Origin of the sequence: Candidatus Clostridium stratigraminis (assembly GCF_045310675.1) — a bacterium.
GTDB classification, from domain to species: domain Bacteria; phylum Bacillota; class Clostridia; order Clostridiales; family Clostridiaceae; genus Clostridium_AT; species Clostridium_AT stratigraminis.
On the sequence record NZ_JBJHZZ010000001.1, the window covers coordinates 127,817 to 141,877 of the forward strand.

The 14,061-nt window shown below is 34.0% G+C and carries 9 protein-coding genes; 6 read left to right on the plus strand and 3 right to left on the minus strand.

Annotation, left to right across the window (positions count from 1 at the left end):
* The first annotated feature begins 7 nt into the window (after positions 1 to 7).
* Positions 8 to 2,026 (plus strand): methyl-accepting chemotaxis protein, encoded by a 2,019-nt coding sequence (locus ACJDUG_RS00605; protein WP_406767939.1) that lies wholly within the window; start codon positions 8 to 10, stop codon positions 2,024 to 2,026.
* Positions 2,016 to 2,294 (plus strand): STAS domain-containing protein, encoded by a 279-nt coding sequence (locus ACJDUG_RS00610; protein WP_406767940.1) that lies wholly within the window; start codon positions 2,016 to 2,018, stop codon positions 2,292 to 2,294. The genes ACJDUG_RS00605 and ACJDUG_RS00610 overlap by 11 nt, the downstream gene beginning before the upstream one ends.
* Before the next feature lie 386 nt (positions 2,295 to 2,680).
* Here the strand turns inward: ACJDUG_RS00610 and bcaP are convergent, their stop codons facing one another.
* Positions 2,681 to 4,081, minus strand: coding sequence for a branched-chain amino acid transporter BcaP (bcaP, locus tag ACJDUG_RS00615; RefSeq protein WP_406768671.1), 1,401 nt, complete (start codon positions 4,079 to 4,081; stop codon positions 2,681 to 2,683).
* Positions 4,082 to 4,402: 321 nt separating this feature from the next.
* On the opposite strand from bcaP, the gene ACJDUG_RS00620 reads away from it, so the two are divergent.
* From ACJDUG_RS00620 to ACJDUG_RS00635, 4 genes are read left to right on the plus strand one after another with little or no spacing between them, the layout of a single operon-like run.
* Positions 4,403 to 5,113, plus strand: a complete 711-nt coding sequence (locus ACJDUG_RS00620) for a hypothetical protein (RefSeq protein ID WP_406767941.1) — start codon at positions 4,403 to 4,405, stop codon at positions 5,111 to 5,113.
* Positions 5,113 to 7,167: an oxygen-binding di-iron domain-containing protein gene (locus ACJDUG_RS00625; RefSeq protein WP_406767942.1), complete on the plus strand. Its 2,055-nt coding sequence runs from the start codon at positions 5,113 to 5,115 to the stop codon at positions 7,165 to 7,167. Before ACJDUG_RS00620 ends, ACJDUG_RS00625 begins: the two co-directional genes overlap by 1 nt.
* Positions 7,164 to 10,085, plus strand: a complete 2,922-nt coding sequence (locus ACJDUG_RS00630) for a glycosyltransferase (protein ID WP_406767943.1) — start codon at positions 7,164 to 7,166, stop codon at positions 10,083 to 10,085. The genes ACJDUG_RS00625 and ACJDUG_RS00630 overlap by 4 nt, the downstream gene beginning before the upstream one ends.
* Before the next feature lie 5 nt (positions 10,086 to 10,090).
* Complete coding sequence (locus ACJDUG_RS00635; RefSeq protein ID WP_406767944.1) at positions 10,091 to 12,265, plus strand: family 2 glycosyl transferase; 2,175 nt, start codon at positions 10,091 to 10,093, stop codon at positions 12,263 to 12,265.
* Positions 12,266 to 12,440: 175 nt separating this feature from the next.
* On the opposite strand, the gene ACJDUG_RS00640 is transcribed toward ACJDUG_RS00635, so the two are convergent.
* Positions 12,441 to 13,226, minus strand: coding sequence for an ABC transporter permease (locus tag ACJDUG_RS00640; protein WP_406767945.1), 786 nt, complete (start codon positions 13,224 to 13,226; stop codon positions 12,441 to 12,443).
* Positions 13,216 to 13,989 carry an ABC transporter ATP-binding protein gene (locus tag ACJDUG_RS00645; protein ID WP_406767946.1) on the minus strand — a complete coding sequence of 258 codons (774 nt, stop codon included), beginning with the start codon at positions 13,987 to 13,989 and terminating at the stop codon, positions 13,216 to 13,218. The genes ACJDUG_RS00640 and ACJDUG_RS00645 overlap by 11 nt, the downstream gene beginning before the upstream one ends.
* Between the last annotated feature and the right edge of the window lie 72 nt (positions 13,990 to 14,061).

Sequence of the window (14,061 nt, forward strand, 5' to 3'; positions counted from 1 at the left end):
GTAAATCATGAGAATAAGTTTGAAAGCTAAGCTATCACTAATATTTTTCTTGTTAATATCTATACCTTTAGTATCACTTGGGGTATTTTCTTATTTTAAATCTTCTGGGGCTCTGCAGAGCATATCAGAACAAAATTTAAATAAAGCTACAAGTCTGACAGCAGAGAGCATAGTGGGTTCAATAAAATCGGTGAACGATTCTTTAGAGTTTATAAGTTTAAGTGACTCTTTAGTTACAGTGTTAGAAAATCCTAACGAAGAAAATAAAATAAAGGCATTTAAATATATATCACAGATTCAAAAGAATAAAAACAGTGAGATAGAAACTCTTCTTGTTGTGAACAAGACTGGAAAGTCTATTATGACTAATGAGAAACAAAATGATGATACAGATTTAAGTGATAGAGAATATGTTCAAAAGGCTCTTAAAGGTACTTCAGCTCAGAGTGATGTTATTACTTCGAAGATTACTGGGAATACAGTAGTTGGAGTTGCTTTTCCTGTTATGAAGGATAACAAATTATTAGGGGTTGTTGTTGGAACCATTAAGTTTGAAACTATATCTCAACATGCTGCAGAAATAAAAGTTGGTGAAAGTGGTTACGCATATATGTTAAATAAGGATGGAGTATTTATTTACCATCCTGATTCACAAAAGGTACTAAAAGAAAATTTCTTTAATACAAATGATAAAAATATACAAGTTATTGTAGAAGGCATGAAGTCTGGAAAAGCAGGTTCAGGCGAATATACATACGAGGGTGTGCGGAAATTTGTTGCTTATGCGTCTGTGAATGGATGGATATTAGCAACAACTGCAAATTACGATGAACTAATGAGTTCAGCTATAAATATTAGGAATTATACCATATACATAACATTAGGAGCTATTTTTGTAGCTATGATTATTGCTTATTTCTTAACTACAAATAATATAATCAAGCCAATTAAAAATTTGGAAGAATTAATGTCCAAGGCAGGAGATGGGGACTTAACAGTAAAATCTCATATTAGTACAAAGGATGAGATTCAGGTATTAGGCGAATCTTTTAATAAGATGATAGAAAGTCAGGTTAATATAATTAAGAAGGTTAGCTCTGCATCACAGGAGTTATCAGCTTCCTCAGAAGAAATGGCGGCATCTTCGGAAGAAATAACTGCATCAGTAGAGACCGTAACTGCTAGTATTCAGGGAGTTGCTGCTGATACTGAAAAGCAAAAGGATACTATCTTAGATACTTCTCAGGTACTGGTTCAGCTATCGAGTTTAATTCAAATTGCACAAAATAAAGCTTTTACAACGAGTGATAATGCTACAAGAACTGTAGAAGCAGCCAATGCAGGAAGAAATAAAGTTAAGGAAACAGTGTCAGCTATAAACACTATAAGTAGAACTACAGATGAAACTGAGAATATACTTAAGTCAGTAGAAGAGCTATCTAAAAAAGTTGAAGGAATAACTACTACTATAAATTCTATATCGAGTCAAACAAATCTCCTGGCCTTAAATGCAGCAATTGAAGCAGCAAGAGCTGGGGAACATGGAAAAGGTTTCTCTGTTGTGGCAGATGAGGTAAGAGTGCTATCTGAGCAGACCGCTTTAGGCTCAAATGAGATATCTCAGCTCATTAATGAGATGGTTAAGCAAATTGAGCTTGCAGTTAAGTCTATGGCAATCGGAAAGGCTTCCGTAGATAATGGAGTAGTTGTAGTTAATGAAACAGACAAGTCTTTCTTAAGTATTATTAATTCCATAGAGAGGATAGTAGAGGATATTGGCCAGGTTGTTGAAGTAACAAAAGAAGAGGTAGCTAATTCAGACCAAATAATTAAACTTATAGATACTATTGCGACCCTTGCTGAGCAAAACTTCAGCAGCAGCCAGGAAGTTGCTTCTTCAGCAGAAGAACAGACCGCATCAGTAGAAAATCTTTCAGCTTCAGCAACGGAAACTAGTACTCTTGCTTATGAACTTAACAATATAGTCGAAAAATTTAAAGTATGGGGTGAGCAAATTGAAGGATAAGATTATTGTAATTCCTGAGAACTTCGCAGTTGAAGAAGCTGGAGACCTCAGAGAAAAGCTATATTCTATGATTTTAAAAGGAGATAGTAACTTTCTATTAGATTTCAGCAAATGTACTTTTATTGACAGCACAGGACTTGGTGTACTGGTTTCTGTATATAAAAAGTGTGCTGAAAAAAATGGAACGGTAAAACTACGTTCTATTAATCAACAGGTTATGAGGGTATTCAAACTTACTAGATTAGATAATGTATTTGAAATAATTTAAAGTTTTACAAAAGGAGCTTCTAAGTAAAAGGTTGGGAGCTCCTTTGTCTACCGGTAACTCTTAAGCTTGGCTAGATTTTGCATAAGACAGGAATAAGACGAGCATTAACTTTTTATAAATGGCTCGTGCATATTTATAGTTTATGATCAATATATAAGTTAAGTTAGTAAGGATGTAATATAGCCAGACACAGCCTATTATAAAGGCTATGTCTGGCTTTTATATTACCCATCATGGTTAACTAAGTGAAATTGTATTTAACTATCCACAAAGGTGGATAACAGAATGAAAATTATCGTTAACCCTCCCTTAAGGTGATTAACAAAGTGTAAAAAGTCATTAACCGTCCCCATTGGGCATTGGATTTATGCTGAAGGTTGTATTGTTTACTCTGTCTTAACTTTATTCATTACACTATGCTTAATGCCATAAAGCATGTAAACAATTATACCTAATACAAACCAAACTATAAATCTAATTTGAGTAACATGCGGCAGTTTGATAATTAGGAAGCTGCAGAATAATATAGCAAGACCAGGAACTACTGGAACTAATGGACACTTAAAAGGTCTTTCTAAATCAGGTCTCCTCTTTCTTAGAAGAATTATTGAGAAGGCAACTATTATAAAGGCTGCAAGTGTTCCTATATTTGTTAATTCAGCAACTACTCCTATTGGAGTAAAACCAGCAAGCAATGAAGTAACTATACCAACAAGCAGTGTGCTCTTTACAGGAGTCTTATATTTAGGATGAACTTCACCAAACACTTTAGGAAGTAATCCATCTCTTGACATAGCAAAGAATACACGTGTTTGACCAAACATCATAACAAGTAAAACTGAGGTTATACCACAAACGGCACCTACAGATACTAAGGCTGCTCCCCAACTTATTCCTAATTGCTGCAGAGCAAAAGCAACTGGTGCAGCGGTGTTCTTATATACTGAATAAGGTAGTATACCGGTTAGTATAGCCGAAACAATTATATAGAGAACTGTACAAATTATTAATGAAGCAATAATTCCTTTTGGTAAATCCTTTTGAGGATTTTTAACTTCTTCTGCTGCAGTAGAGACCGCGTCAAAACCTATATAAGCAAAGAAAATTATTGAGGCACCTTGGAAAACTCCACCCCAGCCATAGGGCATAAATGGTGTCCAGTTAGCAGGTTTGACATGTCCTACTGCAAGACCAATGAACAATAAAACCATCAATATCTTTATTCCTACAATGATATTATTAAATTTAGCGCTTTCTTCTACTCCAATAATTAGTAGGCTTGTTATGCAGAATATAATAAAGATTGCAGGTAAATTAATAATGCCCCCTTCAGCTCCAGGAGCGTTTATTAGCTGTTTAGGAAGATGAATTCCTGCAGCTCCTAAAAGTTCCACAATATAACCCGACCAACCAATAGCAACCGCGGCTATAGCCACAGCATACTCAAGTATTAAATCCCATCCGATAATCCATGCCCAAATTTCTCCTAAGGCAGCATATCCATAGGTATAAGCACTTCCGGCTATTGGTACCATTGCTGCAAATTCAGCATAGCATAAAGCTGCAAAAGCACAGGCTAAGCCCGAAATAATAAAGGAAAGTATAAGTGCTGGTCCGGAGTATTTTGCAGCTGCAACCCCAGTTAACACAAAGATGCCTGTCCCTATAATGGCGCCTACACCAAGCATGGTTAATTCAAATGCACCTAGGGACTTTTTTAATGATTTTCCTGAAGTTGATTCTGCTAGTAATTCGTTAATAGGCTTTAATCTAAATAATTTTTTGATCATGTCATTCCCCCCAGTTCGAGTTATATTTTAATACATCATTGTTGTAAAGCGTTACATCAATGATAATATTATTAGTATATATTGAATATTTGCATTTTTCAACATAATTTTTATCGAAATATTAATAATTTTATAAAAACTTTAGTATAATTAACAAATATTATAGAATTTTGGAACAATATGAAAATTATGGGGAAAGTAAATGCAGCTATGAAAACTCTAGATAAAAAGCAACTATTTTTGTATAATATGAAATATAAAACTTAATGGCAGATTTTAAATTACAATATAACTATAAATAAAATAAGAGGTAAGAAGATGAGAGTTAATAATAGTTCTGAGGCTAGCAGGGATCCTAATATGGCTAAAAATGAGAAAACATATATAAAACTTAGCGAAGAAGTTAATAAGGCAAGAAGGTTACATACTAATTTTCTTTTTGCTATATTTATTTGCTTATTTTTTGGCTTCGGTAATCCAATATTCTTAATTGGTACAGCTGCACTTACGCTATATGTTTTTATAAGTAAAAATGCTAGACAAAGAAGGTTTGTAGCGGCTGCAGTAAGTAGTTTACAGTCTTCAAAGATAGCTAAAGCTAAAGATTATTTAGAAAAGGCTAGAAACATAGCTGATAATCAGTTAATTAAGGCCTTAGAAAATGATATTAATAAAATTGAAAATACAGGTAATAAGGAAACAGAAGTGGAAGATAATAATTTAAAATTTCAGACAGAAAGAAATTTTAGAGCAGAAGAGCTTGAAAAACAAGGTGATATAAAAGCTGCTTCGGAGCTCTATGAGGAAAATATCAAAGATGGCTTTCCTGGAATACAACCTTATGACAGGCTTCAGGCTATATATAAGAAACAAAAGAATTATAATGAGGAGCTTAGAGTAATAAATAAGGCTATTGAAGTTTTTGACAATCTATATCAGAATTGTGATATTAAAATTAAAAAAGAGTTATATTTGGAGACAGCCCAAAAATACAAGAAAAGGCTAAAGAAATTAAATATTGATGAATAGTGCGGCGAAATAGAGGTGAAATGAAATTAATGGACAGGTCTAAAGTAGTAGAAATAGAAAAGAATATATATTGGGTTGGCGGAAGCTGCCAGGAAGGAGGACTGCACTGCAATCCTTATCTTATTATAGATGGGGAGGAGGCAGTTCTTATCGATCCAGGCTCTGTTATTGACTTTGAATATGTTTATGAGAATGTGTGCAGCCTTGTGCCCTTAGAAAAAATTAAATATGTAATACTGCACCATCAGGATCCAGATTTTTGTTCAAGCGTTCCCTTGTTTGAACAGAGGGGAGCTAATTTTAAAATTGTAACTCATTGGAGAACTGAAACTTTAGTTAAGTATTACGGCATTAAATCTGATTACTATATAGTAAATAAAAATGATTTTAGGTTAGTTTTAGAATCAGGAAGAGAACTTCAGTTTGTCCAAACTCCATATCTTCATTTCGCTGGTGCCATAGTAACTTATGACTGCACATCGAAGGTATTGTTTTCAAGTGATCTTTTCGGTGCCTTTTCCTATGGCTGGAGTCTTTATGCCAAGGAGGACTACATAGAAAAAATGAAGACTTTTCATGAGCATTACATGCCTTCAAATGATATTCTAAGGCCGGTTATGGAAGTGTTTTTAGGAATGGATATTTCAATTATTGCACCACAGCATGGTTCAATAATTAAAGACAATCCATCAAAGTATATAAAAGTACTGAGGGATTTAGAATGCGGTACCTTTATTACTCCCATTAAAAAGGATATTTCAAAATCTGGAGGCTACAGCTTAATCCTAAGCTCAGTACTAAAAAGACTTGTCTCCATAATTAATAAAGAAGAGGTTCTAGAAGTAATAGATGACCTCAATATTACTGTTGATGAGACTTTTACCGTGACGGATTATAACTATACTGGCAGCGAGCTATGGAACTTGTTTTTTGAGAAGGCACTTGCAAGGAAGGGAATTTTGTGGCTAATAGTTATCGAACCTTTAGTTTATACCCTCTCAAAGGAATATGATATAGCAATTCCATCGGTATTTTTATCTAAGCTAAAAAAGGCTGAGGAAATAGCCATAACTTTAAGTAAAGAAAATGAGCTTCTTAAGGAAATTAATTCAAGGCTTCAAAAAAGTATAAAAGAAACTGAAGATAAGCTTATAAGATGCCATGTAACTGGGTTATATAATTATGAGTTTTTCAAAAACTATCTATCTAGTGATATTAAAGATATGATGCAGGATGCTAATGAGCAAAATCCTGCCTTAATAATCATAAACATAGATAATCTTGCAAAGATAAGGTTTTCCTATGGAGATAGTGAAGTAGAAGAGATTTTGAAAAATATTGCTTATATATTTGAAAGTATAAAAGAGGACAATGAATTATATTTCAGACTTCAAGGGGCCACTTTTGCATGTTATATTCCCCACTCAGCTAAAGAAAGGGCGGTAGAATTAGCTGAAAAAATTAGAAGTTCCATAGGCACCTCAGAAAAATTCATAGAAAAAATCACTGTTTCAATAGGAGTAGTGGATTTAACTGAATTAAGAGACTCAAAAACCTACAATAAAGGGTTGGAAGATGTAATGTACAACATTGCAATGATGAGGGTTAGGCTAGCTAAGGAAATGGGAATGAACATTGTTTGCAGCAGTTCTTCAGTGAAGGATTATCAAGAGGAACTTGGAAATATACTGTTGGTTGATACTGATTCGGTTAATATAGATGTTATAAAAACATTTCTTGAAAATCTTAATTATAAGGTAATAACAGCAGGTGATGGAGAGGAAGCTTTAAGTGCTGCAGAAAATTTCCCATTAGATCTCATAATTTCTGAGATAATGATACCTAAAATGGATGGTTTTCTACTTAGAGAAAAACTTTTATCACAATCTGCTACTAAGAATATTCCCTTTATAATTGTTTCTCTTCTTAAGGATGAGAATTCCGTAAAAAGGGCTGCTTCACTTGGAGTTGAGCATTACTTTAAAAAGCCCTTTATGCTTTCAGAGTTAATTGGAGTAATTCAGAATAAAATTAAAGGGGAATCTTACCTATGAGTGTAAGTTTTAAAGTATGGACTATTATTGCTGCACTGCTGATTTACTCATGCGTGATGGTTATATGCAGATTAATAATACTTAAGCTGAAAGATAAAAAAAGCAACAATTTTACTAAAGAACAGAAAAATATTTTTTTTAAGTATGATAAGAATATAAAGTTTAAAAATAAGACCTCTGTCGATAGTTATCTTGAAATGAAGAATGCAATTAAATTAGATAAGGATAATACAGAAAATATAGAAAAACATTTTGATATTAGTAAGGCTGAAAAAAGGTATATAAAAGGGCTTACATCAATTTTTAAAACAAAAAGAATTCAATCAGCAGCCTTTCTAGGTATGATTGGAACAGAAAAGGCAAGGCTAGCATTAGAAAAATACTTAGTTAAGGAAAAGGATTCTACAATTAAACTCTATATGGCAAACTCCCTATCTGACATTGGAAATAAGGAATCAATACCAGTACTTGCAGACTCCCTTATAGATTCCCACCGCTTTTATAGGGATAAAGTAAATATGCTTATATCAGACTTTGGAGAGGCTTTTAATTCCTATGTACCAAAGCTTTCTAAAAGCAATAAGATTGAAATTAAGGAGCTTATTGTAGATTTTTCTTCAGTGTATTTTTCAGTCTACGTTAAGGAATACCTTCTTGAACTGATTAACAACATGAACAGCGAAATAAAGGCATTTCAGGATCTTTATGATAATTATAAAAGTAAGGGTGAAAAAATGCCTCCTGTAAGTATTAATATTGAGGAAAACTACAGAAAGTTAGTTTATAAGGCATGTAATAATTTAGCGAAATATTACCCAAAAGTATTGACCGAGGACATGTATTTATATTCAGAGGATGTTGAAATTAGAAATATTGCAGTTAGAGCACTTTCTAGTTTTAATTCTATAGAAAATTTAGACAGGCTGATAGGTTTTCTTAGAGATGAGTACACCTCAAGAAGCGCTGTAAACTCCATTTCTTTAATTATTGTAAGAAATCCAGGTTATATAAATAGAGTGGTTATGGCCTTTCAGGAGGAAAGAGATAGGCTTGTAAAAAAAGAGCTTGCTAAGATTCTTTCAGGTAGAATAGAATATTTCATAATGAAGTTAACCTCTAAAAGTAATGTAGATGCCAAAGAAATAATTAAGGAAATACTACTTTTAGGAAGAACCAGTGAAGTAATTAATTTCTTAAATAAAAATAAGAATGTTGATATTGAAAATGAGCTCATTGCTATTATTAAAGAGGTTATTCCTAAGGGACTTGAGAAGGATTTTTCCATGTACCTTAAGGAAAAATTGGCAAGAAAATGCGGAATAACTCCTTTTCATGAAGCAGTTCCCAAAAATATAGAACATAGGGATAAGAAGCTAATAAGAAATCTTTATGTATTATTGATTTTATGTATTTTAATATCTCCAGTTATATATTCCATAAGACACAGGGACATTTTATTTACATTACCAATTATAGAGCAAGTTAAGCTTTTTATAATAGATTTTAACTATTATCTAGCCTATTATTCCTTGGCAATAAGTATAATTTATTTAGGGCTGTTAGTGCTTTCATATTTAAGTTCTAAGAGGCAGGTGAAGCTGTGGAGGATAAAGAGCAGGTCGCTGCTTTTTAAAAAGAGAATTCTTCCTGCAGTTTCAATAATTGCACCCGCATATGATGAAGAAAAAACTATAATAGAAAGTTCTAATTCCTTGCTTAATCTTAAATATCCTGATTATGAATTGATACTAGTAAATGATGGTTCTAAGGACAATACTCTTGAAGTACTAATTAACTATTACAATCTTACAAGAGTAGATTATATTTTTGATTACAAACTCAATACAAAGCCCATTAGAGGCGTTTACATGAATAGCTCCATGCCAAAGCTCATAGTTGTGGATAAGGAAAAGGGTGGAAAGGCGGATTCCTTAAATGCAGGTATAAATATATCCACCAAGGAATATTACTGCGGTATCGATGCAGATTCATTGCTTGAGGATGAGGCACTTTTAAAGCTAGCCTCCTTAACCTTAGATGAAGGAATTGAAACACCTGCCTTAGGCGGAAATATATTTCCTATAAATGGCTGCACAATTGTGCAGGGACAAATAAAAAATATAAGAATACCGAAAAATAAGATAGCAAAATTTCAGACAGTTGAGTACATCCGTGCTTTTATGACGGGAAGATTAGGCTGGGCTGATCTTAATAGCCTGCTCATAATATCGGGAGCCTTTGGACTTTTTAGAAAGGAAAGGGTTGTTAGCGTAGGAGGCTATCTAACCAGCAGTGGTAAATATGAAAAGGATACAGTGGGAGAGGACATGGAGCTTGTAGTGCGTATAAGCAGGCTTATGAGAGAACTGAAGCTAAAATACAGGATTTGTTATTCCTTTAATGCAAACTGCTGGACGGAAGTGCCAGAAGACATAAAAACTCTAAAAAAACAGAGATATAGATGGCACAAGGGCTTAATAGACATTTTAACCTTTCATAAGAAAATGCTTTTTAATCCAGGCTATGGAAGGACAGGCATTTTAGCTTTACCATATTTCTTTATTTTTGAGTTATTAGGTCCTATTTTTGAACTGGAAGGATACATTATGGTAGTTTTTGCTGTTATATTTGGGTTGTTAAATGTTCAAATTGCTCTTATATTGTTTACGTCAACAGTTTTAATGGGAGTACTTATATCCGTTTCTTCCCTAATTATTGCTGAAACAGATATAAAGTATTTCTCTCTAAAAGATGTGTTTATTCTTATAGGTTATGCAGTAATAGAAAACTTTGGACCAAGACAGGTTGTTAGTTTTTGGCGTGTAGGCGCATATTTCAACATGTTTAAGAATTCCCAAGCCTGGGATAAATCTGAAAGGAAGGGTTTTGAAGGTATTAACACTTCAGCTAAGGTGTGATGGTTATGAAGAAGAAAATTATAATGATTTCCCTTTACGTCTTTATGGCGGCCTGCACTTTGCTAATTGCTGTAGTGTTAAAAGGTATTATCACCCGCGATAGCAATATATACTCAATTATAGGTATTAAAAATAATGTAGCTAAAGATAATGGAATAGAGTATATTTCAAAGGTTTACGGAAAGGACTTTTATATTTATCAAAACGGAAAATGGGAAAAGAAGTTTTTAAAGGGAGTAAATATTGGAGCAGCCAAGCCAGGACACTTTCCAGGAGAACTTGCCATAACAAAGGAAGAGTATCTTCGATGGTTTAAGGAAATTAGTGCTATGAACGCTGACGTTATAAGGGTTTATACAACCTTAAAGCCTGATTTCTATGATGCACTATATGAATACAATAAGAGTGCGAAAAAACCTTTATATTTACTTCAAGGCGTTTGGATTAGTGAGGAAGACATTGCAGCAGTAGGTGATGCCTACGGGGATAATGAAAAAATAATGAAGGCCTTCATAAATGATTCCAAGGATTTAGTGGATATTTTCCATGGAAATAAAACACTCCCTAAAAAGGACGGTTTCGCTAGCGGAACCTATAAAAGCGATATTTCGCAGTATGTTATAGGATGGGTTTTAGGAATTGAGTGGGATCCAACCTTTGTTGATAATACTAATAAGAAAAATCCATCTAGAAGTAACTATTCAGGAAAATACTTGTATACTGATAATGCCTCACCTTTTGAAACCTTCATGTGCGAGGCAGGAGATAAAGTTTTGGAATATGAAGCTGAAAAATATAAAATGACTAGACCAATAAGCTATTCTAATTGGCTTACAACAGATATGCTAAGTCACCCTAATGAACCACTTCCAACTGAAGATATGGCACAGGTTAATGTAGAGCATATTAAGCCGCAGAAGAGCTTTAAGCAGGGTGTATTTGCATCCTATCACATTTATCCTTATTATCCAGACTTTATGAATTATCAAAGAGACTATGTATCCTTTAAAGATGAAACAGGTAAGATAGACACCTATAAGGCTTATTTAAGGGATCTAATGAAGCAGCATACCATGCCTGTTTTGGTAGCTGAATTTGGAATTCCGGCCTCTAGAGGAATGGCTCATCAAAGTCTATATTCAGGCTTTAACCAAGGCAATGTAGATGAGAATTCCCAAGGAGTTATGCTGCAAAGCCTTCTTAAGGATATTTATGATGAGGGGTACTGTGGAGCCTTAGTTTTCTCCTGGCAGGATGAGTGGTTTAAGAGAACCTGGAACACTATGGACTTAGACCTACCTGATACAAGATCACTTTGGTCAAATCCTCAGACAAATGAGCAGGAATTCGGACTTCTGGCCTTTGACCCAGGGGAAAAGGAAAGTGTTAGTTATATAGATGGAGATACTGCAGAATGGAAGGAAGATAAGCCAATTTACGTAGGTAAAGATGTGAAGCTTTATGCAAAATCTGATGAAAAATATATATACCTTATGGCAGAAACAAGTAAATTTGATTTTAATAAGGACAAGCTTCTGATTCCTATAGATACCATTACTTATCAAGGAAATAACGAGGATAAAGAAAATAAAGTGAAATTCACAAGAGAAGCTGATTTTGAATTATTAATTGATGGGAAGGATAATTCTAGAATTTTAGTGGATGCCTATTATGATTCCTTTAATTATCTTTATGCCGAGCAGCTTAAAATGATTCAGGCCAATACTTCATATAGAGTAAAGAACAGCGGAATTTTCAATCCAATGTATCTATGCCTTAATAAAGGATTTACACTTCCTCAGGACAAGGTAACAGTGCCTTTTTCAAAATATGAAACAGGAATATTAAAATATGGAAATGGGAATCCAAATGCTAAAGATTATAGTTCCCTTACAGATTTTTGCGAGAAAAATGGCAATATAGAAATAAGAATTCCCTGGCAGCTTTTAAATGTTATGGATCCTTCCACAAAGTCAATTATGGGAGATCTATATAAAAATAAGGGAATAAAGGCAGAAAAGGTTGAGGGCTTCTATTTTGGAGCTGGTATTCTTGGAAGAGAAGAAGGACAAATAGATATGGGCTATTTTACCTGGAAGCCTTGGGAAGTGCCTGCTTATCATGAGAGACTGAAACCTGCATACTACAAATTGCAGCAGTCCTTCGGGAAAATTAATTAGGGATGGTTAATGACTTTGTGCACTACAGGGACGGTTAACATTTTTATGTACTTCTAAATTGAGTGTACATTATTGTTAACCGTCCCCTTTACTTTCAATTCTTCCAAAGTGGAAATAGTCATTAACCGTCCCCAAATTTCAAAGTGAACAAAGGAATTAACCGTCTCCAAATTTCCTAATATTGATATTTCTTTTCCAATATATGAACCAATTCATACATAACGTAGGCTATGATTGAAAGTATTAGAATGCTCATCATAACCATATCTAATTGAGATACCTGTCCGCCATATACTATGAGGAAGCCTAAGCCTTCCCTTGCTACAAGGAATTCACCCATAATTACTCCAACCCAGGACAAGCCAACATTTATTTTTAGTGCAGAAATAAGAGTTGGAATGCAAGAAGGAATAATTAAATGGGTTAGTGTTTGAAGCTTAGATGCACCAAAGGTCTTTAATAGCTTTACTTTATCTTCATCCACTTCATTAAAGCCGCCAAGGACAGTGATTATTGTTACAACTACGGAGATTAAAAGTGCCATAACTATAATGGCTCCTACTCCATTTCCAATCCAAAATATAATAATAGGTCCTAAGGCTACCTTTGGAAGGGCATTTAAAACAACGATATAGGGGTCTAGCACCCTAGATAAAAACTTTGACCACCATAATATAACAGCTATTATTGTTCCAAGGAGGGTTCCTAAGGTAAAGCCCACTATGGTTTCGATGCAGGTGACTGATATGTGCCTAAATAAGGTTCCTTCCTTATAAATTTGTACCAAGCTTTTAAGCATTCTTGAAGGAGTGCTGGTTAAAAAAGGATCTATAACCTTTAAGTCTCCTAATACCTCCCATAAAACAAAGAAAACAATGAGAATTAAAAACCTTGCAATAGTAACCCTTCTATTTGTAGCTTTTACCTTTTTTATATATTGTAGCTGCTCATTACTTTCCATCTGAATTCACCTCCAGTTCCTTCCAAATCCCATTGAAGTATTCCCTGAATACTGGAGCCTCTCTTCGGCTAAAGGGTGTTTTATATTTTTCTTCAAAGATAACAGGTACATCATTTTTTATTCTTGCAGGACGCTTGGATAAAATTATTACTCTTGAGGACATTGATACTGCTTCCGAAATGTCATGGGTAACCATAATTGCAGTTTTACCTTCTTTTTTTATTATTTCATAAATTTCATCACTAACGTTTAGCCTAGTTTGATAGTCAAGTGCTGAAAATGGCTCGTCTAAGAGAAGTACTTCCGGATCCATAGCTAAAGTCCGTATTAATGCTACCCTTTGCCTCATGCCGCCGGACAATTCCTTTGGACGATGATGTTTAAATTCCCATAGGTTATATTTCTTAAGTAGGTTTTCTAACTTTTCTTTGTTTCTGCTATTAAGTTCATGTTTTATGTTTAAGCCTAGGGACACATTATTCCAAACGCTAAGCCACTCAAATAAATGATCTCGCTGAAACATATATCCAAGTTTCTCAGAATAGCTATGAATTTCTTCCCCATCCACCTTAACAGTCCCAGAGGAGGGTTTAATAAGCCCAGCTATTATATTTAGAAGTGTAGACTTACCACAGCCTGAAGGGCCAACAATGCTGACAAATTCTCCTCTTTCTATATTTATATTAATGTTTCTAAGGGCGGTGGTTTCTCCCTTTAAGGAGTGATAGTTCATATTCACATCTATTATCTCAACCTTACTCATAGGCATTCTCCTTTATAATAAACATAATTCAGTATATGAATTATAGGGAATTAGTGTTAAAAAAGGGAGGAA

What these genes read in the sequence shown, in the direction of transcription:
- ACJDUG_RS00620 (WP_406767941.1), top strand. Translation starts at nt 4,403, where the DNA reads ATGAGAGTTAATAATAGTTCTGAGGCTAGCAGGGATCCTAATATGGCT.
- ACJDUG_RS00630 (WP_406767943.1), top strand. Translation starts at nt 7,164, where the DNA reads ATGAGTGTAAGTTTTAAAGTATGGACTATTATTGCTGCACTGCTGATT.
- ACJDUG_RS00645 (WP_406767946.1), bottom strand. Translation starts at nt 13,989, where the DNA reads ATGAGTAAGGTTGAGATAATAGATGTGAATATGAACTATCACTCCTTA.
- ACJDUG_RS00605 (WP_406767939.1), top strand. Translation starts at nt 8, where the DNA reads ATGAGAATAAGTTTGAAAGCTAAGCTATCACTAATATTTTTCTTGTTA.
- ACJDUG_RS00635 (WP_406767944.1), top strand. Translation starts at nt 10,091, where the DNA reads ATGAAGAAGAAAATTATAATGATTTCCCTTTACGTCTTTATGGCGGCC.
- ACJDUG_RS00640 (WP_406767945.1), bottom strand. Translation starts at nt 13,226, where the DNA reads ATGGAAAGTAATGAGCAGCTACAATATATAAAAAAGGTAAAAGCTACA.